At 43.1% G+C, this 22925-nt stretch carries 23 protein-coding genes; 20 read left to right on the top strand and 3 right to left on the bottom strand.

Features of this window, described 5'->3' with window-relative positions:
- Positions 1-18 precede the first annotated feature (18 nt).
- From AC1MEO_RS09105 to AC1MEO_RS09025, 17 genes are all read left to right on the top strand, one after another.
- Entirely contained in the window at positions 19-456 is a 438-nt protein-coding gene (locus tag AC1MEO_RS09105; protein WP_480335778.1) for an FAS1-like dehydratase domain-containing protein, read from the top strand.
- A 3-nt stretch (positions 457-459) separates the two neighbouring features.
- Entirely contained in the window at positions 460-870 is a 411-nt protein-coding gene (locus AC1MEO_RS09100) for a MaoC/PaaZ C-terminal domain-containing protein (protein ID WP_480335777.1), read from the top strand.
- Between the two features lie 21 nt (positions 871-891).
- Positions 892-3027, top strand: a complete 2136-nt coding sequence (locus AC1MEO_RS09095; protein ID WP_480335775.1) for an acetate--CoA ligase family protein — start codon at positions 892-894, stop codon at positions 3025-3027.
- 33 nt (positions 3028-3060) lie between these two features.
- Positions 3061-4035: an NAD(P)H-dependent flavin oxidoreductase gene (locus AC1MEO_RS09090; RefSeq protein ID WP_480335774.1), complete on the top strand. Its 975-nt coding sequence runs from the start codon at positions 3061-3063 to the stop codon at positions 4033-4035.
- A gap of 33 nt (positions 4036-4068) precedes the next feature.
- Entirely contained in the window at positions 4069-4470 is a 402-nt protein-coding gene (locus AC1MEO_RS09085; RefSeq protein WP_480335772.1) for a PaaI family thioesterase, read from the top strand.
- A gap of 188 nt (positions 4471-4658) precedes the next feature.
- Positions 4659-5813 carry an acyl-CoA dehydrogenase family protein gene (locus AC1MEO_RS09080; protein WP_480335771.1) on the top strand — a complete coding sequence of 385 codons (1155 nt, stop codon included), beginning with the start codon at positions 4659-4661 and terminating at the stop codon, positions 5811-5813.
- Complete coding sequence (locus AC1MEO_RS09075) at positions 5810-6880, top strand: acyl-CoA dehydrogenase family protein (RefSeq protein ID WP_480335769.1); 1071 nt, start codon at positions 5810-5812, stop codon at positions 6878-6880. The genes AC1MEO_RS09080 and AC1MEO_RS09075 overlap by 4 nt, the downstream gene beginning before the upstream one ends.
- Entirely contained in the window at positions 6861-7667 is an 807-nt protein-coding gene (locus AC1MEO_RS09070; protein ID WP_480335767.1) for an enoyl-CoA hydratase/isomerase family protein, read from the top strand. The genes AC1MEO_RS09075 and AC1MEO_RS09070 overlap by 20 nt, the downstream gene beginning before the upstream one ends.
- Positions 7668-7698: 31 nt before the next feature.
- Entirely contained in the window at positions 7699-8886 is a 1188-nt protein-coding gene (locus AC1MEO_RS09065) for a CaiB/BaiF CoA transferase family protein (RefSeq protein ID WP_480335765.1), read from the top strand.
- Positions 8887-8919: 33 nt separating this feature from the next.
- A complete protein-coding gene (locus AC1MEO_RS09060) occupies positions 8920-9696 on the top strand; it encodes an IclR family transcriptional regulator (protein ID WP_480335763.1) in 777 nt (258 codons plus the stop codon).
- A 302-nt stretch (positions 9697-9998) separates the two neighbouring features.
- Positions 9999-10715 (top strand): PspA/IM30 family protein, encoded by a 717-nt coding sequence (locus AC1MEO_RS09055; RefSeq protein ID WP_480335761.1) that lies wholly within the window; start codon positions 9999-10001, stop codon positions 10713-10715.
- Between the two features lie 48 nt (positions 10716-10763).
- The gene (locus AC1MEO_RS09050; protein WP_480335759.1) at positions 10764-11792 is read left to right on the top strand and encodes a TFIIB-type zinc ribbon-containing protein; all 1029 of its coding nucleotides are present in this window, start codon (positions 10764-10766) and stop codon (positions 11790-11792) included.
- Complete coding sequence (locus tag AC1MEO_RS09045) at positions 11789-12568, top strand: TPM domain-containing protein (RefSeq protein WP_480335758.1); 780 nt, start codon at positions 11789-11791, stop codon at positions 12566-12568. Before AC1MEO_RS09050 ends, AC1MEO_RS09045 begins: the two co-directional genes overlap by 4 nt.
- Positions 12569-12600: 32 nt before the next feature.
- A complete protein-coding gene (locus tag AC1MEO_RS09040; RefSeq protein WP_480335756.1) occupies positions 12601-13599 on the top strand; it encodes an SPFH domain-containing protein in 999 nt (332 codons plus the stop codon).
- Between the two features lie 225 nt (positions 13600-13824).
- A complete protein-coding gene (gene dcuS / locus AC1MEO_RS09035) occupies positions 13825-15432 on the top strand; it encodes a DcuS/MalK family sensor histidine kinase (RefSeq protein ID WP_480335754.1) in 1608 nt (535 codons plus the stop codon).
- The gene (locus tag AC1MEO_RS09030; protein WP_480335751.1) at positions 15425-16141 is read left to right on the top strand and encodes a response regulator; all 717 of its coding nucleotides are present in this window, start codon (positions 15425-15427) and stop codon (positions 16139-16141) included. Before dcuS ends, AC1MEO_RS09030 begins: the two co-directional genes overlap by 8 nt.
- Positions 16142-16346: 205 nt before the next feature.
- Complete coding sequence (locus AC1MEO_RS09025; protein ID WP_480335749.1) at positions 16347-17657, top strand: 2-hydroxycarboxylate transporter family protein; 1311 nt, start codon at positions 16347-16349, stop codon at positions 17655-17657.
- 77 nt (positions 17658-17734) lie between these two features.
- Here AC1MEO_RS09025 and AC1MEO_RS09020 read toward each other — a convergent pair whose 3' ends face one another.
- From AC1MEO_RS09020 to AC1MEO_RS09010, 3 genes are all read right to left on the bottom strand, one after another.
- Positions 17735-18175 carry a DUF2975 domain-containing protein gene (locus AC1MEO_RS09020; protein WP_480335748.1) on the bottom strand — a complete coding sequence of 147 codons (441 nt, stop codon included), beginning with the start codon at positions 18173-18175 and terminating at the stop codon, positions 17735-17737.
- Positions 18176-18264: 89 nt separating this feature from the next.
- A complete protein-coding gene (locus AC1MEO_RS09015; RefSeq protein WP_480335746.1) occupies positions 18265-18489 on the bottom strand; it encodes a helix-turn-helix domain-containing protein in 225 nt (74 codons plus the stop codon).
- Positions 18490-18499: 10 nt separating this feature from the next.
- Entirely contained in the window at positions 18500-18979 is a 480-nt protein-coding gene (locus tag AC1MEO_RS09010; RefSeq protein ID WP_480335744.1) for a DUF2975 domain-containing protein, read from the bottom strand.
- Positions 18980-19598: 619 nt separating this feature from the next.
- On the opposite strand from AC1MEO_RS09010, the gene AC1MEO_RS09005 reads away from it, so the two are divergent.
- Genes AC1MEO_RS09005 through AC1MEO_RS08995 form a run of 3 tightly spaced genes read left to right on the top strand, consistent with a single transcriptional unit; the run spans position 19599 to position 22276 of the window.
- Positions 19599-20732: a betaine/proline/choline family ABC transporter ATP-binding protein gene (locus tag AC1MEO_RS09005; RefSeq protein ID WP_480335743.1), complete on the top strand. Its 1134-nt coding sequence runs from the start codon at positions 19599-19601 to the stop codon at positions 20730-20732.
- Positions 20725-21378 carry an ABC transporter permease gene (locus AC1MEO_RS09000; protein WP_480335742.1) on the top strand — a complete coding sequence of 218 codons (654 nt, stop codon included), beginning with the start codon at positions 20725-20727 and terminating at the stop codon, positions 21376-21378. The genes AC1MEO_RS09005 and AC1MEO_RS09000 overlap by 8 nt, the downstream gene beginning before the upstream one ends.
- A 10-nt stretch (positions 21379-21388) precedes the next feature.
- Positions 21389-22276: a glycine betaine ABC transporter substrate-binding protein gene (locus AC1MEO_RS08995; protein WP_480335740.1), complete on the top strand. Its 888-nt coding sequence runs from the start codon at positions 21389-21391 to the stop codon at positions 22274-22276.
- Positions 22277-22925 lie beyond the last annotated feature (649 nt).

Genomic DNA, 22925 nt, shown 5'->3' with positions numbered 1-22925 from the left:
TTAAAATGGGGTGAAAAAATGATAGATCGCTCGATTATCGGGAAAGAAAGTGAACCTGAATTCCATTTAGTTGAGAAAGGCGCTATCCAAAAATTTGCAACAGCAATTAGTGATAAGAATCGGCTTTATTACGATGAAGAGTATGCAAAGAACAAGGGATACTCTTCAATTCTTGCTCCATTAACATTCCCCACAACATTCAGAGGTGAAATGCAGGAGTGGTTTTTGAAATTAGATAAAAACAAGTTATTACATGGTGAGCAAGAATACAAATATGAGCGTCGGCTTTGTGCAGGTGAAAAAATAAAGTTAATCGAAAAAGTGTCAGAAATATATGAAAAAAAAGGGAGAAATGGGCTAATGATTTTTATAATCAGAGAAAGAAATGGGTATGATGACAAAAACAAAAAAGTATTTACTGAAAGCTCTACTTTCATTATAAGAGAGGAGAATTAGAGTATGGGGGAATTTGGAGAAGTGGAAGAAGAAAATCCTCTTCCTATTTTAGTGAAAGATTCTATTACAAGAGTACAACTTGCAAAGTATGCAGGAGCGTCGGGAGACTTTAATCCCATTCATATTGATGAAGAGTTTGCAAAAAAATCCCCTCTTAAAGGTGTAATCGCTCATGGAATGCTATTAATGGGATTCTTAAGCGAATACGCTGAAAAGCTGGCGGGAGAAAATGGAGAAATAAAAACGATAAAAGTTCAATTCAAAACAATGGTAAGACTTAACGATGTTATTACATGTGAAGCAACTTTATTGAAAGCTGATAGTGACAAAAAAATATTCGAGATTAGAGCAAAGAACCAAAATGGAGAAATTGCAGTAAAAGGAAAGACTGAAATAGAATCAAATAATCAATGAAAATTGGTAGGAGGAATTGTATTGATTGAACATACTCAATTATTAAAGCCGATGTTCTCGCCCAGTTCTATAGTTATTATTGGGGCTTCTGGAGATCCTACTAAAATTGGACATAAACCTGTTTCTAATTTAAGAGAAGTGGGCTATCAAGGTAAAGTATATCTAGTTAACTCGAAATATGATTCTGTCGCAGGATTTCCGTGCTATAAAGACATTGCTAGTTTACCAAATGGAATTGATTTAGCCTTAATTTCGGTTAATTCATCTAAAGTCCAAGAAATAATAGAAGAATTGCGTGAAAAAGATATAAAATCGATAGTGATTTTAAGTTCAGGATATTCAGAGATAGGTGAAAAAGGAACAGAATTAGAAAAAAAATTAACTGAATTTTCGGAAGAAAGCAACATTCCAATTTGTGGCCCTAATTCATTGGGGTTAACCAATTTTAAAGAAAAATCGATTGTATCATTTTCGAGTTTGAAATTTGGGGAATATGATCCGATTGCCTTTATTACTCAGAGTGGGGCTCTTGGATCGCTTACCTATACCTTAGCAAAGGAAACGGGTTTAGGCTTTCAATATTTTGTATCGAGTGGAAATGAAGCATGTCTGGATTTCTTCGATTATGTAAATTATTTTGTTGAAGAAGAGTCAGTAAAGGTAATTGGAGGTTATTTAGAAGGTGCAAGAAACTTTGACAAAATGAAAGATGCAATCTATCAGGCTAAGATAAAAGAAAAACCCATTGTCCTTATGAAAGTAGGAAACTCAGTAAAAGGGGCAGAAGCTGCCAGTTCACATACTGCATCGCTTGCTGGGAATGCTGAAGTTTATGAGAATTATTTAAAACAAAGTAATGTGGTCCGTGTAGCTGATGAAGAAGAATTGACGGACACCTTAAATGTATTTACAAAAACAAGGAAACCCAAAAAGGTCGGCGGTGTTGCTATTGTAACCCAATCAGGTGGAGCAGGTATTGTCATGGCAGACCAATGCGAAATCCGGAAAATACCATTAGCTCAATTATCGCATGATACAACTGCCGCATTGATTGATGCACTGCCTAAATTTGCTTCATTTAAAAATCCTATTGATATTACTGCGCAGGTCAATCAAAATCCTCAACAGATTATTGATGCAGTTAAAATTTCCTTAAAGGATGAAACTGTTGAAACAGTAGTAATTTATTTGCAAATGACTGATCAAAGATTTTTGCCTATTTTGCCGGAATTATCAGAAGTAGCTGGAAAATCTGATAAAATAATTGTGTTTTGCTGGGCGGGTATTCAGCAAGCCACCAAAGAAGAGCTATTTAAATACAGGAATATTTGCTGGATTCCTACACCCACAAGAGCGATAAATGCAGTAGCTAATGTTATGAATTATTATAGAAATCTGGTGGGGAATATAGTTGAAGAGAAAAGATTAGAAAGGTTAACGGAAAAAAACTCAACAAAAATTACAGGTGCTATCAATGAGTGGGAAAGTAAATTGTTACTGAAGCAGTATGGTGTGCCAGTACCAGCAGGCCAACTTATCTATAATCAAGAAGATTTAAACGGTATTCAGTTATCTTTTCCGTTAGTCATGAAAGCTGTTTCTTCTGAAATTGCACATAAAAGCGATTTTGGTTTAGTAAAATTGAATATTAAGTCCTTAGAGGAAGCAGAGAAAGCCTATCAAGAGATTCTTACTAATAAAGATAAATACTGCATGGATAAAAAAATTGAAAGTATTTTAATTGAAGAAATGGCTCCAAAAGGTATTGAAGTAATTATTGGGGCTGTACAGGACCAGGTGTTTGGTCCATGTATAATGTTTGGGCTTGGGGGTATTTTTGTTGAAGTTATGAAAGATGTAGTAATCATGCCGGCTCCTTTATCAGAAAAAACAGCATTAAAAATGATTCAATCAATAAAGAGTTATCCGATACTGCAAGGCGCTCGCGGAAAAGTGAAATATGATTTAAATGCTTTAGTAGAAAGCATGGTGCGGATTTCAGAACTTTGCGTTGATAAAAAAGAACATTTAGTTGAGTTTGATATTAATCCCTTAATAGTTCATGAAGAAGGCTTAGGGATTACTGCAGTAGATGCTTTAATTATAGGGAAAAATGAGAGTAAGCAAAGTGTGCTTTTAAATAGTAGTGGTGTTTAATAAATCCGAATTTTTTAGGAAGGAAATGAGTATATGAAGCAAGACAAAATGAAGGAAATCAAAGCATCGATGGAGTTGCCAGTAATAATGGCTCCTATGTTTTTAATCTCTAATCCTAATATGGTTATCAAAGCATGTGAATGTGGCATTATAGGATCTTTTCCAGCTTTAAATGCTCGGACAAACATTATTCTTGAAGACTGGATGAAACAAATCGTAAGGGAATTAGCCCTCATAAAGAATAGAAATCCGAATAAAAAAATAGCCCCATGGGCAGTGAATTTTATAAGTCACAAGACCAATAAAAGATTCGAAGAAGATCTTCAATTAATAGAAAAATATCAACCGCCTATTGTCATCACTTCTCTTGGAGATCCAAGTCAAGTAGTAAAAGTTGTTCATCACTATAATGGGATTGTATTATCTGACGTCATTAACATAGAATTTGCAAAAAAAGCGATTGAAAAAGGCTCTGATGGTTTAATACTTGTTTCTAGTGGAGCAGGCGGACATGCTGGCATGTTAAATCCATTTGCGTTTATTAGGGAAGTAAGAGGATTTTGGGATGGTCCTATTGCTTTAGCAGGATCACTTTCGAGTGGAGAAGATGTTCTTGCATCGGAGATAGTTGGAGCTGATTTTGCTTACATGGGATCTAGATTTATCGCTTCCGAAGAAAGTGAAGCAGTACAAGATTATAAAGAGATGGTAATGAATTCGAGTATTGGCGATATTATTTATACAGATGCTTTTAGTGGAGTAAAGGGGAATTATCTGATTCCAAGCATTCAGAAAGCAGGACTTGATCCTAAAAACTTACAAAAAAAAGAGGGGATTAATTTCACTTCTATTAATGAAACAAAAGCTTGGAAAGATATATGGGGAGCGGGCCAAGGAATAGGTTCTATAAAGAAGATTCAGAGTATATCTGAAATTGTTTCTGAACTCAAGTTATCTTATCAAAAAGCACAGAACACTGTTTTGAGAAAAGAGCATCAATTTCTATAAAAGGAAATACTTTAACGATTTGGCGGTGTGAAAATGCAGATGACTTTAGAAGATATTCGAGAAAGCTTTGTTCAAAGTGCATATTTTAACCACATTGGTTTTAAAATCATCCGTTTCGAAGAAGAGCAAGTTTTGTTGAAATTAGATGTGGAGTCGCATTTGCTAAATGTCAACGGGACTTTGCACGGCGGAGTACATGCATCCATGTTGGATCAGGTGTGTGGAATGATGACAAGGATAACGACTAAAACACGTTGTGCCACGATCAACTTGAATGTCAATTATTTGGCTCCTAGCTCAACGGGAGAGTTATTTGCTACCGCTAAAATTCTTCAAAAAGGCTACCGTATTATGGTAGTTGAAGGCGAAGTATTTGAAGGAAGTGGTCAAGTGATTGCTAAGGCTATAGGGACATTTAAAGTGATTAGAGATTGAAAAAAATAAGTAAAGGAAGATTTTTGTTAAGAAAAAAACTATTGTAGTAATAAAATCACAATGATTTTTAAGGTTGTATCTAGTAATGAAATTTTTGAAATTATTAATTAAAAAATGAAAACAATAGAAATAAATTATTGCATAACGATATTAGTTAACGAATAACAATAAGTAGAGGAGGTAATATTTTGAAGAATCTAGATTTGCCTGTAGTGAAATTTACACCTGAACAAAATGAATTTAGACAAGAAGTTCGTCAGTTTCTAGTCAATGAGCGCGAATCGGGTTCATTCCAGACACATGCAGACTCCTGGATGAGCGGCTATTCGTATGAGGTTTCAAAAAAAATCGGTTCACAAGGTTGGATTGGTATGACGTGGCCTAAGGAATATGGTGGACAAGAACGTTCGGCAATCGACCGTTATATCGTTACGGAAGAATTACTAGCAATTGGTGCTCCTGTTGCAGCGCATTGGTTTGCAGATCGTCAATCAGGGCCACTATTTTTGAAATTCGGAACTGAAGAACAGAAAAGCTATTTCTTGCCTAGAATCGCGAGAGGAGAATGTTATTTCTCTATCGGACTTTCTGAACCAAATTCAGGATCAGATTTGGCCTCCATCCAAACCCGTGCTGAAAAGGTAGACGGTGGCTGGTTGGTTAACGGAATGAAGACATGGACATCCGGTGCACATCACTCTCATTACATGATTACTTTATGTAGAACCTCTCCAAAAGATGAAAAAAATCGACATGGTGGCATGAGCCAATTTGTAATTGACCTTAAAGCAGAAGGTATAACGATTCAGCCAATTCAATTTTTGACTGGAGAACATCATTTTAATGAAGTTTTCTTGGACAATGTGTTTGTTCCAGACAATCGTGTAGTAGGAGAAATCGGTAATGGATGGGACCAAGGAATGGCTGAACTGGCATACGAACGCAGTGGACCTGAACGGATTTTAAGTACATTTCCTTTATTGCAGGAAGTGGTTGAATATTTAAAAATGAAAAATGATATACACGGATTGGCTCAGGCACTCCAATTAGTCTCCCGGATGTGGTCTTTACGGAATATGTCCATTGGAGTGGCTCAAATGCTTGAAGAGGGAGAAGATGTCAGTTTAGCTGCTTCATTGGTAAAAGATTTAGGGACTGAATTAGAGCAGGCAGTAGCAGAGACGGTTCGGTTATTAGTTGATACTAAACCTTCGGTGACATCAGAACGACTTCTGGATCGACTGATGGCTGAATCAGTATTACATGGACCAGGATTTACGTTGCGGGGTGGAACAACAGAAATTCTCCGTGGAATCGTAGCGAAAGGAGTGTTGGCTCAATGAGTGAAATGCAGGAGTATATAGTGGATGCAACCAATAAAATTTTAAAAAAGAATGTTTCAAAAGAATTGATTGATGCTTCTGAACAAGGTGAATGGTCGAGCAAACTCTGGGATACACTCGTAGAATCTGGGCTCGTTGCGATAGGAATCAATGAAGAACTTGGGGGAACAGGTGGCGATGCAATCGACGCTTTTGCCGTTTTGAGACTTGCAGGTAAGTATGCAGCACCCGTACCTATTTTCGAAACGATCATTTCTGGTTGGTTGCTGGCAGAACAACAAGTAACAACAAGTTATGAACCTACTTCATTTGTGATGGATTGGGAAAATGACATAACAGGACATGAATTTACTTTAAAACAAGTTCCTTGGGGAAGGCACGTTTCGCAAGTAGTTTATATCGGCAAAATTAATGGGCAAGCTCGGATAGCATTGTTGCCAACAGATAACGCAGAAGTGAAGACAAATCAAAACATCGCGGGTGAGCCACTCGATGATTTGTATTTCAAAGAAGTTAATTTGGAAACGCTTACTAATTTTGATGTAGATATTGACAATATAACAGAAAAAGTTTTGAAATTTGGTGTGCTTGGCAAATCAGCGATGATGGCAGGTGCAATGGAACAAGTACTTGAACTTTCGGTATTTTATGCAAATGAGAGAAAGCAATTTGGACGCTCCATTGGGAAATTCCAGGCTATTCAGCATCATCTTGCAGCGCTAGCAAGCGAAACAGCAGTTGTTTTAGCTGCATTAAATTACGCGGTTGCGTCATTTGAAGATGGCTCAATCAGGGAAGAATTGCCTTTAGCGAAAATGAAAATCTCGGAAGCGGCTGGGATAGTGGCGGGAATTGCTCATCAATTGCATGGTGCCATCGGTATGACTCATGAACATCAATTGCATCAAGTGACGAGAAGGTTGTGGGCGTGGCGTGAAGATTTTGGCAATGAAATGTATTGGGCAAAAAAATTAGCAAACGCGTATATTGACAATAATGAACTAACATTATGGGACTTCATTACAAACGAGAAAAGAGGGAATATTCATGCCAGATCTACTATTTGAAGTGGAAAAAGGAATTGCAAGAATCACATTAAACCGTCCAGATTCGATTAATGCATTCAGTGGTGAAATGATCGATTTATGGATAGAAGCGCTCGAAACAGTTAGGGATTCAGAAGACATCCGGGTACTTATTGTACAGGGCAATGGCCGTGGATTTTGTTCAGGTGGAGATATTAAAGAAATGATTGCCGGGCGTGGATTCTATAAATCAGACGAAGATCGGATATCCACCGGACTAAACCGTAAAAATTCACTTTGGAAAAAGGTGCAGAGAGTGCCGCTTTTATTACAGGAAATCGATCAGCCTGTAATTGCAAAAGTACATGGAATTGCGTTTGGTGCAGGCCTTGACATGGCATTAATGTGCGATATCCGTATTGCAGCAGAGTCAACAAAGATGTCTGAAAGTTATGTCAAAGTTGGTTTAGTGCCAGGTGATGGTGCCGCTTATTTTCTGCCGCGTCTAGTTGGAACAGACCAAGCGCTGCATATGCTTTGGACAGGAGAAATTTTTGAAGCAAAAGAAGCAAAAGAAATGGGCTTAGTCACCTTTGTAGTGGAAGACGAAGAACTGGATGAATATGTCCAGAAATATGCGGAGAGGTTGGCGGCCGGCCCCCAACAAGCAATGCGTCTGACTAAGCGAGCTGTTTATCAAAGCAAAGAAATGCCGCTCAGATCGTCTCTTGATTTTATTTCGTCGAAAATGGGCTTAGTAATGGAATTGGATGATTTTAAAGAAGGCGTACAAGCTGTTACAGAAAAACGAAAGGCGAAATTCGAGTAGTTAATAAAGAAGCAAGCGGAGGTGAAGAAGCGTGAGAAAACCACTAGAAGATATACGCGTATTGGATCTGTCTCGCGTTTATGCAGCTCCTGCTGGGGCGATGATACTTGGAGACCTCGGCGCAGAGGTAATTAGGGTTGAAACTCCTGGAGGTTCGGATAGTATGCGTGATTGGGGGCCCTTTGTAAATGGTGAAAGCGCCTACTATTTTAGTGCCAACCGCAATAAAAAATCTATCACACTGAATTTAAAGAAAACAGAAGGAAAAGCGTTATTTCTAGAACTATTAAAAAAAGCTGATGTAGTTATTGAAAATTTTAAAACTGGAACAATGGAGAGATTAGGGCTGGATTACCAAGAATTGAAAAAAGTGAATCCGAGAATTATCAGTTGTTCAGTAACTGGTTTTGGCCATACTGGTCCTCTCAGCAAAAATCCTGGTTTCGATCCTGTTGTCCAAGCGATGAGTGGCTTAATGGATGTAACTGGGGCAAGTGATGGAGAAGCTACCAAAGTTGGCATTCCGATTGCTGATATTCTGACATCTGTCTATGTGGCATTAAGTGTAACGGCTGCAGTCCGGCTGAGGGATATGACCGGTGAAGGCCAAGAAATAGACCTTTCTTTATTGGATGTCCAAGTCAGTAGCTTAGCAAACGTGGCAAGCGGTTATTTAAATGCAGGAATGATCTCCGAACGATTAGGGAATCGTCATAATAACGTAACTCCATACCAAGTATTTCAATGCTTAGATGATCCAATTATGATCTGTGCAGGAAATGATGGCCTTTTCAAGAAGTTCGTAGCGCTTCTTGGACACCCGGAATGGGGGACAGATTCAAAATTTGAAACTAATAATGCGCGGAAAGACCATGAGAAAGAATTAATAGAACAGATTTCCAAAATTATTGCCTCACAATCTGCTGAACAATGGCTGACAAAACTTTCTGAAGCGGGAGTTCCGGCGGGGCGAGTCAATAATGTAGCGCAGGCTCTAGAACAAGAGCAAGTAGTTGCGCGTGATTCAATAGAAACCTTATCTCATTCTACTGCCGGAAAAGTGAAAATGATGAGAAATCCGATGCGTTTCAGTGGGCTAAATATTGAAAGTACTCTACCACCTCCATTGCTTGGAGAACATACAAATCTAGTTTATAATGAATTATTGGGACTGGATGAACATGAAGTGAAGCGGTTGAAAGATGCCAACGTCATCTAGTAAGATAAATAACAGAGTGGCCAGGTGAAACGTATGTCAGAAGAAAACTTCCAAAAAAATTACTCTATGTCAACCGTGCATAAAGCGATTCAATTATTGAGGGCTTTTACACGTGATCAAAAAAAGCTAAGCATGACCGAGCTCCATAAGAAAACAGGAATTGGAAAATCCAGTTTGCAGCGTTTATTATCAACGCTTGTTCATGAACGTTTTTTGATGAAAGATGAAGAAACTAAACAGTATTCGCTCGGCATGGAATTGTTTTTTCTGGGAAGCCTAGTGGAGAAAAATGATGCTTTTCTTTCAGTTGCCATCCCTGTAATGGAACGTCTAAGCCAAGTCACAAAAGAAAATATTTCCATCAGTATGATTGACCAGAATGAGCGGCGCTGTATTTATAATATTGCAAGTCAACATGAACTTTCTGCATTGACATATATAGGGAATACTTCGCCTTTATATGCAGGAGCTTCAGCTAAAGTATTATTGGCGTTTCAAAGTGATGATTTTATAAAACATTATTTAGAGCAAGTTGAGTTTGAGAAAATTACGGATATCACCGTAACTTCCAGTGAAGAATTAATGCGAGATATAATGAAGATTCGAACAGTAGGTTACGCAATTTCCTATGGTGAACGCATTAAAGGAGCTATGTCAATTAGTGTGCCAATACGCAATCGGTTCATGGAAGTATTCGCTGTACTGACAGTTACACTACCCAATGTTAGGGAAGACGAATATAATATACCTCAACTAACTAAAGAAATGCTAAAAGGCGCTATGGAAATTCAAGAGAATTTAAAAATGTGAGATAGATTTTGTTAATGGATATGAAATTATAGCCGAAAGCTCCCCGACGAACTGCACGTATGTTCACGGAGGTGCTTATCGGCTTTTTATGATTATATTTGACTGAATCTTCCCTCTATAAAGATCACCTGAAGGCGGCAATGCGATATACTGGTAGGGAAGAATCTTTTCATCTTGTACATGCATCAGCGTGCAGTTCGAGCTATTGGCAGGCTTAATCTTTACAGGTATAGGGTAATCTTTCAATAAGAAAGAGACTGCTCGGCAGTCCCGAAAAAAACCAGACAAAGAGGAGAATGATGATGGAAATTCTAAAACGGTTCAAAGACATTATGACAAGCAATATCAACGCTCTATTGGATAAGGCAGAGGATCCAGAAAAAATGATCGATCAGTATCTGCGTGATTTGAACAGCGACCTCGGCAAAGTGAAATCGGAGACGGCAGCGATCATGGCGGCTGAAAAACGCGAGCGGCGTGAGCTTGAGGAGTTTGAGAAAGAAATCGGCGACATGCAGCGTTATGCAGTAAAAGCATTGGAAGCCGGCAATGAAGACGATGCGCGCAAGTTCCTGCAGCGCAAAGCAGAGCTTTCCGAAAAAGTGACAGACAAGCAGACGGCTGTTGAGCTTGCGGCCGCCAATACGCAGCAGATGCGCCAAATGCATGACAAGCTGGAATCAGATATCGGCGAACTGGAATCCCGCCGCTCTGAACTGAAAGGGAAGGCATCAGTCGCCAAGACACAAAAACGGATGAACGATTTTGCATCTTCCGTAGACGGAGCGGGAGAACGAATTTCCGCTTTTGACAAGATGGAACAGAAAATCAATCAAGAGCTTGACGAAGCCATTGCCATGTCGGAATTGAACAAAGGGTCGGGCACCGACATCAAGGACCTTGCTTCGAAATACGATAGCGACACTTCTGTTGATGACGAACTGGAATCATTGAAAGCCGGCATCAATGTGGACGATGAACTGGAAGCGTTAAAGAGCCAGTTGGGCAAAAATGAATGATGGCTGCGCTGCGGACAGTTTCCTTTAAGCTGAAAGGAGTCGGACAGAATGGTCATTCAGTATAAATGTCCGAACTGCGGCTCGGATATGGCGTTCGACAGCGAGTCGGGCCACCTGTCCTGCCCGAGCTGCGGAAGGCAGGATAACATCGAAACATTTCCGGAAAACAACATCTTGCGGAAATTCGATCCGGAGGAAGCGAAGGAGTATCATTGTGAAAACTGCGGAGCCGTCATCCTGACCGAAGCGGAAACCACCGCGACCCATTGCAGCTTCTGCGGGGCGCCGGTGCTGCTGGCGGACCGGCTGACGGGGGATTTGGCTCCGGCCAAAGTGATTCCTTTCACCATCAGCAAAGACGAGGCTGTCGCGGCTTTCCGGAAATGGACAAAGAATGGCAGGCTGACACCGCCGGGCTTTGCGAGCGGCGACCGCATCAAAAAGATGACCGGGATGTATGTGCCGTTTTGGCTGTACGATATCGATGGCAAAGCCGACGTGGCGGCACTTGCGACCAGAGTACGCAATTATACGCGGGGCGATACCATCTATACGGAGACGGATTTCTATGATGTCCGCCGGGAACTGGACCTCAGCTACTTGAAAGTGCCGGCGGATGCGTCGGAGAAAATGGATGATGAATTGATGGACAAGCTGGAGCCGTATGATTACGGAGAACTCAAGGATTTCAGAATGCCTTACCTGGCGGGCTACCTGGCTGAGAAATACGATTACGACGATGAAGCGCTGTTTTCGCGGGTCGAATCGAAGATTGTTCCTTACATCGATTCGTACATAAGCAGCACCATTTCCGGCTATTCGACCGTCAGTTACACCAATAAACAGATTCAGGCAAATAAAAAAAATGTCTACTATACGCTGTTTCCAGTATGGATGGTCTACTACGATTTCGAAAACAAAGAGCATACCTTTGCGATGAACGGACAAACCGGCAAAGTGGTCGGCAAACCGCCGATCAGCGCGTTCAAAGTCGCTGCCTGGTTCACAGGCATTGCGGCTTCCGCTTTCGCCGTATTGAAAGTGATTTCGTTCGCAGTGGGAGGTGTTCTTTGGTGAGCTATTTTCAGCACAAATGGCTGATGGCATTGTGTTTCCTGTTGGTTTTCATTGGCATCGGCGGAGCTACCGCGTTTGCTGCAGTAGATCAGCGTGTATACGATAACGCCAATCTGCTGAGCGAATCGGAGATTACGGAATTGGAGGCACTCGCAGAAGAACACAGCAGGAAGCATGGAACGGATTTCCTGTTCCTGACCTCTGAAGACCCGGAAGCGGTTGATGTCGTGGAGTATATGGGTGATTTCTTTGACACGTGGGCTGTAGAGAACGGTCAGGAGGATGCCGTGCTGTTGACGATGAACATCGCCACGCGCGATGTCTATCTGGCCGGTTTTGGAACAGCAGAAACGACACTCGATAATCAACGCGTCAATCTGGTGCTGGACCGGATTCTTCCGGAAATGCAAAGGGGCGACTATGCCGGTGCTTTTCGCGAGACAGTGACGACTGCGAGCCGCTACATGGAATTCCGCCCTGGCGTCAATCCGGAGAACATCTTCTTTAAAAATTGGTTCCAGCTGGCTATCGCGCTATTGCTGGGCGGTGGCATTGTCGGTTTTATGCTCTACAATTCAGGCGGGCGTGTAACGACGACGGCAAGCACGTATTTTGATGGGGACAATTCACGGGTGACCGGCAAGCTCGACCAGTTCCGCAACAAAACCGTCTCACGCCGTAAGGTTCCGAAAAAAAGCAGCGGCGGCGGTGGATTTGGCGGTGGCGGAAGCACAGGCGGCGGACGCTCCTTTAGTGGAGGCGGACGCAAGTTCTAAAATGGATCGAAGCAAAGGAAGGAATGAACAGAATGGGTTTTTTCAGCAACCAGTTTTCAGATGTAGTGGAATGGGAAGAATTCAGGGAAGACATGATTTTCTGGAAATGGACCAATAACGAAGTCAAAAAAGGCAGCCGGCTGATCATTCGGCCGGGGCAGGATGCTATTTTCATCAATAACGGCAAGGTAGAAGGAATCTTTGAGGAGGAAGGCGAGTACGATATCGAATCGGAGATTGTGCCATTCCTGTCGACTTTGAAAGGCTTCCGTTTCGGCTTTAATAGCGGCATGCGTGTGGAAGTGCTGTTTGTGAACACCAAAGAGTTCACCGTTAAATGGGGCACGCAGAACCCGATCAATATCCCGGCGCCGCAGCTGCCAGGCGGCATGCCGATCCGGGCGAATGGTACCTTCCAATTCAAGGTCAACGATTATATCGGCTTGATCGACAAGATTGCAGGTGTCCGCAACAGCTACCTGGTGGACGATGTGAAAATCCGTATCACCGCAATCCTGGATCAGCTCTTGATGAGATGGATCACAAAAGAAGGCAAGGACATGTTCAACCTGCAGGCCAATGCGCATGAAATCGGCCGGGGCATCCAGGATGATTTGAACATGCAGCTCATGGATGACGGCATGAAAGTTACCGGCTTCCAGGTCATGAGTTTCAATTATCCAAAAGAAATCCAGGACATGATCAATAAAAGTGCGTCACACGGCATGGTCGGCGACGTCGGGAAATACCAGCAGATTTCAGTGGCCGACGCCATGGGCAAATCATCCGGATCCAATACGGCTTCGGACATGGCCGGCATGATGATGGGCATGAACATCGCCAAAGAAATGATGGACGGCCAAAAAGAGTCGGATTCCGGCAAGCAGCAAGGTACGACGGATGCAGGCGCGAGCGATTCAGCCGCGCAGCCGGAAACAAGTGGGCAAGCAGCGCCGAAGTTCTGCCCGAACTGCGGCCAGAAAAATGAAGGTGCTAAATTCTGTCCGAATTGCGGCCAGAAGCTGGGCTGAGAAATATAGAAAACCGCCACCGGGATGAAAAATCCTGGTGGCGGTTTTTTGCCTTCAAGACAGTTGGCTTTTGGGGTGCAAGAGGTATTCTTTGTGAAATATATATTCAAAGGATGCAGTTCCTAGTAGAATAACAGAAGGGTTCAGCCTAGTTTAATTTTTATGGATAAATTTACCTTATGAGCAATGGGCGGGCGAGCAATAACAGGAACGGAGCGGCAACCAATGAATTCACCACGCTTTAAACTGAGTACCATCATCATCTTCTTTCTCTGCCTTGTGGTATTGATTTCGCTGTCGATTACGATTCTTCTTATCACCGATACGACAAGTGAAAATATAGAAAATCAACTGGAAGAAAAAGCTGTCACTATTTCGCGGACGGTCGCAGAATCACAGGTGGTGCGCGAAGGGCTGCAATCCACTGGGCTGGAAGCGGGCATTCAGGAATATACAAATGCCATACAGGAAGCGACGGATGTTCTGTTCATCGTGGTCATGGATATGGAGGGGTTGCGGAAATCGCATCCCGCTCCTGAACTGATCGGCAAACCATTTATCGGTGGGGACGAAAAGCGGGTGCTGCTTGGAGAAGAGTATACGTCCCGTTCAGAAGGGACACTCGGCCAATCCCTGCGTTCATTCACGCCCATCATGGACGATGAGGAAAACCAAGTCGGCGCCGTGGCCGTCGGCATTTCACTGGACAGGGTACAATCAGCCATTCAGCAGAGCCAAATCAAAATCTTGACGGGCTCTGCTATTGGCCTGTTGGTAGGAATTCTTGGCGCTTTCTGGCTCGCCTGGTATATCAAAAAGAGTTTGTTTGGGTTGGAACCTTATGCCATCGCGCGAATTCATGAAGAGCGGAACCAAATGCTCCAATCTGTCCATGAAGGAATTATCGCGATTGATGCAGATTCAAAGATTGTATTGGTCAATAAATCGGCAAGGCACATTTTTCACAAAGCCGGTTTAACGGACAAAGAACCGGTCGGCATGAACATTGGTGAATTTTTGCCAGGCGCGATGCTGGAGCGGATGTTGGATGAGGAAAATCTTGATTTGGACGAAGAGCATGATTTCAACGGAGTTTCTGTCATCTCAAACCGTGTACCGCTTGTGGTCAACGATCAGGTGATTGGAGCAATCGCTACGTTTCGGGACAAAACAGAAGTGAATCTGTTGGCTGAACAGCTTACAGGCGTCCAGCTTTACGCGGATACGCTGCGGGCACAATCCCATGAATTCATGAATCAGCTGCATGTGTTGCTCGGGATGATCAAGCTTGAAGAATATGGACAAGTAAAAGAATTCATTGCCAAGCTGGCAGATCATCAGGTCCACGAAGTCGGGGCTGTCACACAGCATATCAAAGACCCTGTTCTTTCAGGTTTTATCATCGGCAAAATCAGTTATGCAAGAGAAGCACATGTTGAACTCACGGTTCACTGTAAAACAGAAATTCCGCAGCCAAAACAACCGGGGGTTACCCATGAGCTCATCACAGTTCTTGGCAATGTCATCGATAATGCGATTGACAGCGTTATGGATTGTGAACAGCAGCACATATCCGTTGAATTTTCCTATATCGATGAATTGCTGGAGATGACTATAGCGGATTCGGGTCCTGGCATTCCTTTGGATATGCAGGAGGCTGTTTTTTCAAAAGGCATCTCTTCTAAAGAAGGGAAGGATCGCGGGTTTGGCCTTTACCTGGCAAAGAACAGTGTGGAGAAGCTGGAAGGGTCGATAGACGTTCTGTCCGAACAGGATGGCACGGTGTTTTCCATCATTGTTCCATATGAAGCAGGAGGTGAGAAGAATGATTAATGTGATGATCATAGAAGATGATCCAATGGTAGCCCAACTGAACCGCCAATTCGTTGAGCGGGTCGAGGGGTTTACGGTAATTGGACATGCGGCGAATGCGAAGCAGGCACACGCGCTTCTGGCCGCGGCAGAAGTGGATCTGCTGCTGCTTGATATCCACATGCCCGGGATGAACGGATTGGATTTCTTGCGTCAGCTTCGTGAAGAAAAAAAGGATCTGGACGTCATTCTGATCACGGCAGCTTCTAAAATCAGTCAGATTCAGCAGGCATTGCGGCTGGGGGCTGTCGATTACCTGATCAAACCCTTTGAATTCAGCCGCTTCCAAGAGGCGTTGCTGCAATACAAAAATCATTATAATGGGCTCGATGACCGGAATAAGGTGGACCAGCAGGAGCTTGACCGGATGCTCCGGAAAAAGAGGGATCCTTCTCAAGAACTTTCAAGCCCGCGCACAGTGCCAAAAGGGCTGACAAAAACAACCTTGAAAAAAATCATTGGAGTGATACTGCAGATAGAGGCGGATACTTTTTCCACGGAAGACCTCGCGGAAAGCAGCGGGATTTCAAGGGTATCTGTGAGAAAGTACTTGAAGTTTCTGACGGAAATCGGGTATCTTGAAGAAAATCTCGTTTATGGAATCGGCCGGCCGATTTACCGCTACAGGATAAAAAGATCAAACCAGCATCTCATAACTCCTTATTTGTAGAAGCAGCCAACCCGGCTGCTTTTTTTAATTACAATAAGTCCAATACTTTCATAAGCTATTCGTTTTCTGACAATTTAACTATGATTGGTATTAATCGATTGAAAGCGCTTTCCTCTATTTGGCAATCAATCATCGATAAACAGGGAAACGGATGTGGCCGACAGGCTGCATGGACCGGAACAACAATAGGACGGAGTTGACAGGGATGGAAGAAACAAAACGAAAAGTACCGGCAGAACTGCCGGTGAGAAAAAATTTGGGGACCTTTTCAATTTTCAATATCCCGATTTTATGGTTTGGCATTTTTGCAGCGATCGCCATCTATGCGATGTATACAGATAACTTGCCAGCCGGCATGATCGGGGCCTTGTTGATCATTATGGTTCTGGGTGAACTGCTTGGCTGGATCGGAGACCATACCCCGATTGTCCGGACATTTTTAGGCGGCGGTGCGATTGTCGCCATATTTGGTTCAGCTTATATGGTCTACAGCGGGTTGATGCCTGAAACGACTTCCACGCTTATTACGGAATTCATGAAAGATGGCGACTTCCTGAACTTTTATATTGCCGCGTTGATCACCGGCAGTATTTTGGGGATGGAATCCAAAGTGCTGGTGAAAGCGGGCGTCCGTTATGCTTTGCCGTTGCTGGCTGCAGTTGCCGGAGCGGTGGCACTGGCTGCGTTAGTCGGTATGGTGATTGGATTCAGCATTCAGGATGCTGTTCTGGTCATCGCGATGCCGATTATGGGAGGAGGCATGGGTGCAGGTGCTGTGCCGATGTCCCAGGTCTACTCCGAGATGCTTGGAAACGAGCCCGGTTATTATTTGTCGATCCTGGTGCCTGCACTGGCACTCGGTAACGTGTTTGCCATTATTCTTGCCAGTGTATTGAACATTGTCGGCAAGAAGTATCCAAGTTTGACAGGCAACGGGCAATTGATCAAAGGCTTCCATTACGAGAAAAAAGAAGCACCGGAATACAGCCTGGCTAAAATGGGCATCGGTGTCCTGGCTGCGGTATCGTTTTACATGCTAGGCAATCTATTGGGAGATTTGATACCGCTGCACCCATACGCCATCATGATTATTTTAGTTGCAGGATTGAAAGTGGCGAATGTTATGCCTGAAATTATCATTGAAGGCGCAAGCCAGTGGTATGAATTTGTAGCGAGAAACTGGACCAATGCGCTATTGATCGGCATCGGTGTCGCCTATACAGATTTAGCAGCTGTCTTGAATGCGTTGAGCATTGAATATGTTCTGATCGTTCTTGCCGTGGTAATAGGAGCAGTCATCGGTTCAGGGATTGTTGGGAAGTTCATGGGCTTTTACCCGATCGAAGCGGCCATTACAGCCGGACTTTGCATGGCCAACATGGGCGGGACAGGCGACGTAGCTGTGTTATCTGCAGCACGGCGAATGGAATTGATGCCATTTGCGCAGATTTCTTCCCGTCTCGGCGGTGCACTGATCCTGCTGCTGGCCAGTATATTCATCCCGTTTTTCATCTAGAGAACAGCAAAACCCCACTCGCAAAATCTTATGCGAGTGGGGTTTTTTATTTCTTTCGTCTCCGGGGATTAGCTATTTTAAACCGTCCACTCATTTTCCTGTTTCAGCTGGATTGCCTGTGCTGTGAGCCTCTCAAGGATTGCTGCAAAAGCGCAAACAGCCGTTGAAGCCACAATACAGATCATGCACATCATGAACAGGCCGGCGATATCGCCGCCGATAACAAAAATGAGGGCGATCAATCCGGCAACGAAACAGCCGGCGATAGCAGCAGCGCAGTCCTTGATCGTTTTCAGGGCACGAACCGACTCCGCAGAAAATGCGCGGTTGAGGCCGATGTGATCCAGCAGTTTGTAAGTTTGGTGCAAAGCGATGAAAAACAAGCTGAACAACAGATAGGCAGATAACAGGAAAGGATATTGCAGATAAGCCGTTTCCGGATGGGCCGCTGCATCCCTGCTGGCCATTCCAGGAATGGCAAACAGGCACAAGGCAAGCGCCGGAAGGGCGAGCAACATAAGTACGGCCTTCAGAAATAGCAGTACAGCAGATTTGGTATTTATGGGGCACACCTCGCTTATAGGTCATTGGCTAGGGGGAGAACCATTTACAATGAAGGCTCCTCTTTTTCAGGGCGGTATTCCAAAACATCCCCGGGCTGACAATCCAATGCTTTGCAGATTGCCTCCAAGGTTGATAAACGGACGGCTTTTGCCTTGCCGTTTTTCAGGATGGACAGGTTGGCCATGGTGATGCCGACCTTCTCCGAAAGCTCGGTTACACTCATTTTCCGTTTGGCCAGCATCACATCAATATTGATTATAATTGCCATATCATTCACCTCAGACCGTCAGATCGTTTTCTGATTTTATTTCAAGCGCATTTTCCAGGAGTTTTTGAAGGACCGCCGCAAAGATTGCTATGACAATAGCCCCGAACGTAATGACCATTCCAAGGCCGCCCAGACCCGGCGCATCATCCACCTGTGCCACGTACAGGATAATCGGCAAGCACAGCAAATACAGAACGGTGATGGTGAAGGCACAGTATTTGATGTTCTTCAGCGCCTTAACGGATCTTTCAGAGAAAGCGATGTTCCGGTCAATATAGCCCAACAGTTTCATCGCTTGATACAAAGCCATAAAATACGCAATTGCCGTGCCGTACAAGGCAATCAGGAAAAAGTATTGCAAAAATGGCCATTGCGGTATGAGTTCCCCGACAAAGCTTGAGAGTGGAGGTACGACAAAAATGCACACTGCCACTACCGGCAGCGCCATCAGAAAAAGAACAATTTTCAAAAACAATGTTTCCCGTTTCATTTTAAACACCTCGTTTGGTTAAGATTAGCTCTAGTATAAAATAATATTTATCGATTTACAATATATAAATATTGATTTACGGATTATTTTTTATTTTTAATGTGAAAAATAAAACGGGTCGATGTTCGTTTTCGTTTATTAATAATCATTTATAGCAAGTGGATTTCCGAACCCGGCTGCTTTCTGGGAAATGCCGCAAGAAGGGGTTGTGGGCGTCGATTCCGAGGGCTAGGTTGTTAGAGTCCCGAAATAATGTTATAGTAAATCAGTTGAATCAATTTAATAATTGGTTTTATTATAAAAATTCAACCACTCTGGCCAGGTTTTATAAAGTGTTTTACCGGCTGGTAAGCAGTGGGTTTGTCTAATGATTTTCGCATATGAAATTGTTGTAAACTGAAAAAATCAGAGCAAATTGCTAAAGAGTCTTTGGACGAATGAGGAGATTTTTAATGAAATCGTTCTCTACAATTAGCTGTATGTCTATACGAAGGCATAGAGGCGTCTCGCGGATCCATTTAAATGGATGCAGCGGGAAGTCCTTTTTTTTATGGAAGAAAAAATGGAGCCCTCAGCAGAAAGATGCAGATCGATTCAACAACAACAGAAGGAGGTACTCATGCTCAAATTTGAAAATGTAAGCAAAGTGTTTAACGGCGGTTTTAAAGCTGTGGATTCGGTCAGTTTTGATATTCCAGAAGGAGAGTTCCTGGTACTCATCGGCCCAAGTGGTTCAGGGAAATCGACGACAATGAAAATGATCAACCAGATGGTTTCACATACAAGTGGAACGATTTCAATCAATGGGAAAGACATTATGGACTTGAATGCTTCGGAACTTCGCCGGAATATCGGTTATGTGATCCAGCAAATTGGTCTTTTTCCTCATTACACGATTGAGAAAAATATCGCAATCGTTCCTGAGCTGAAAGGTTGGACAAAAGACAAAGTCAAAGCCCGCGTCAACGAACTGATGATATTGGTCGGTCTTGATCCTGAGATTTTCAGCACACGTTATCCGAAAGAGTTATCGGGTGGACAACAGCAGCGTGTCGGTGTTGCTAGAGCGCTTGCCTCAAATCCGGAAGTTATTTTAATGGATGAACCTTTTGGTGCGCTGGACCCGATTACACGTGAACAATTGCAGCTTGAGTTGATTTCGCTTCAGCGGAAATTGAAGAAGACGATTGTTTTTGTGACCCACGATATGGATGAAGCGTTAAAGTTGGGCGATCGTATCGCAATTATGAAAGACGGAAAGTTACTTCAACTCGACACCCCGGAAAAATTACTGCACGAGCCTTCCCATGGATTTGTAGAAGAGTTTATCGGCAAGCACCGGATTACCCAAAACCCCGAATTGATGCCGGTATCCGCCGTTATGACTGAAAAAGTGATAACTGCACAAAGTGATTTCTCTCCATCAAAAGCACTCTTGATGACACGCCAGCATAAAATCACCAGCTTGATCATCGTGGATGACCAAGGTGCATTTATCGGCTTGGTTTCTGCCTACAAATTAATTAAAAATATAGACACTATCCAGACAATCGAAGAAATTATGGAGACTCCAGTCGCTGTTTTACCTGTAACGGCGACGGCAAAAGAAGCAATTGTCATGATGGCGAATGCGCAACATGGAATCATTCCTGTGTTGGATGAAGCGCAAAAAGTAAGAGGACTTGTAACGCGTGGCACATTACTTTCTGCATTGTCCAGCCAATGGACGGAATTGGAGGAAGTAAATGAATAACTTAAATATCTTTGAACAATTAGTCGAACAGTCGCAAATGCGCTGGCAAGAAGTGCTCGAAGCGACATCTGTCCATATTCAACTGGTGTTCTTTTCGATGCTCATCGCAATCGTCCTGGGCGTAACGCTTGGAATATTGATAACCCGCGTACCGTCGCTTGCAACGGTGGTATTGGGTGGAGCGGGCGTTATGCAGACCATTCCAAGTTTAGCCTTATTGGGCTTTATGATTCCGATTTTCGGAATTGGTGTCAATACGGCCATTGCAGCATTATTTCTGTACTCGCTGCTGCCGATTATCCGCAATACGTATACCGGCATTAAAGATGTCAATAAAGCCACAGTTGAAGCGGCCAAAGGAATGGGCATGACCAGCTGGCAAATCCTGATTAAAGTCGAATTGCCTTTATCGGTTCCGATGATCATGGCCGGCATCCGTACAGCTGCCGTCATCAATGTCGGAACCGCAACACTCGCTGCCTTTATCGGAGCAGGCGGACTGGGAGATTTCATCTTCTTGGGGATTACACGCGGAATCGACGGATTGATCTTGCTTGGCGCGATTCCAGCTGCGCTATTGGCGATTATTCTGGAAATCTTCTTCGGCTCTTTGGAACGCTGGTCGACTCCAAAAGGCTTGAAATGAGGGAGACGCTATGATGAAAAAAATTGCTTTGAAGTTCCTATTGCTTTTAATGGTGACAACACCGCTTGCGGGCTGTATTTTCGTAGAAGAAGACTCATTGATCGTCGGATCGAGAAACAATACGGAAAGCATTATCTTATCGAACATCATGGGCCAATTAATCGAAGCGGAAGCGGGGATTGATGTGGTGTATAAAGAAAATCTGGGCGGTTCAAATGTGGTATGGACAGCAATGTTGAATGACAATATTGATGTGATTGCGGATTACACCGGTACAGTCGTCATCAATTATTATCAGGAAACCGCTGGAGATGCTGATGAGACTTTAGCTGCCACGAAAGAGCTGGTTTTTGCCGATGGCATTACGGCGTTGGAATCTTTTGGCTTCAACAATACCTATACGCTGGCGTTGGATGAAGACGAAGCGGAAAAATTGGATTTAGTGACGTTCAGTGACTTTGCCGAAGTATCCGAAGACTTTACTCTGGGTGCAGTTTTTGAGTTCATTGACCGGCCAGATGGATTACCGGGTTTTCAAGAGGAATATGACTTGGAATTCCAGGATGTTAAAGGAATGGACCACGGCATGATGTACCGCTCGATCAATGCAGAAGAAGTGGACGTCATCAATTCCTATACGACAGACGGGCAATTGCAGATGTACAATCTGCGCGTTCTGGAAGATGATCAAAATTACTTCCCACCTTATCATGCACTGCCGCTTGTGCGCACTGAAATTATGGAAGAATACCCTGAACTGGAAGAGGTTCTTCTTCGATTAGCAGATAAAATCGATGAACCAACCATGCAGGCCATGAATGCCAAAGTGGACAATGAAGGGCAGATGGTTGAAGTCGTAGCAGAGGAATTCCTACAGCAGGCCGGATTGATAGAGTGATCGATAAAAAGATGAATTACGAAAGATGTGTCCTTGGATGAAGACATTCAACTCAAGTACGCCAAAAGGCTTCGCTGTTAACCCAAGCGGTTAACAGCGAAGCCTTTTTCAATTTCCAAAATTTATTAGGAGCTGCAAGATGATGGGGGTTATCTAAGATAAATGAAACGGACTTCCATATAAGCGCTGCTAGAGCAGGGGTTTCCAGTGCCCGATGAAGAGTTTTGGTGATATCAGCCAGTCGGATAACAATTCAGAGTAGTCTGATCCCAAAAAGTTAGCCAGATAGTGAATGTTTCAGATTGCATAAATAAAAACTTAAACGGCAATTATCTCTGACTATCGTTCGCAAAAGTATATGGGAATTCGCGAACGTTCGCCAAGTGTTTTGATATGTATACGAACGGTTTTTTCGGACCCTTTTCAGCTGTTTTCAAAGCGTTCGTAAAAGTGTACTTTTACGAACAGTTTTTAAAGTTGAAGTAGACAGGTTGAAACAGGCTTGCATGTTCGAAACATTCTTTGACAAAGCATCGAACTGAAATTTATTTTGATTATTCATTTTTTCATCAATACCAACTGAATGTTGGATTTCCGACAATACGGCTAACCTGTTGGTTTGTTCAGATCGCTAGGCGTTCTATACTAA

Source organism: Planococcus sp. BI3, from assembly GCF_056680115.1.
This window is presented reverse-complemented; position numbering and strand designations above follow the sequence as displayed.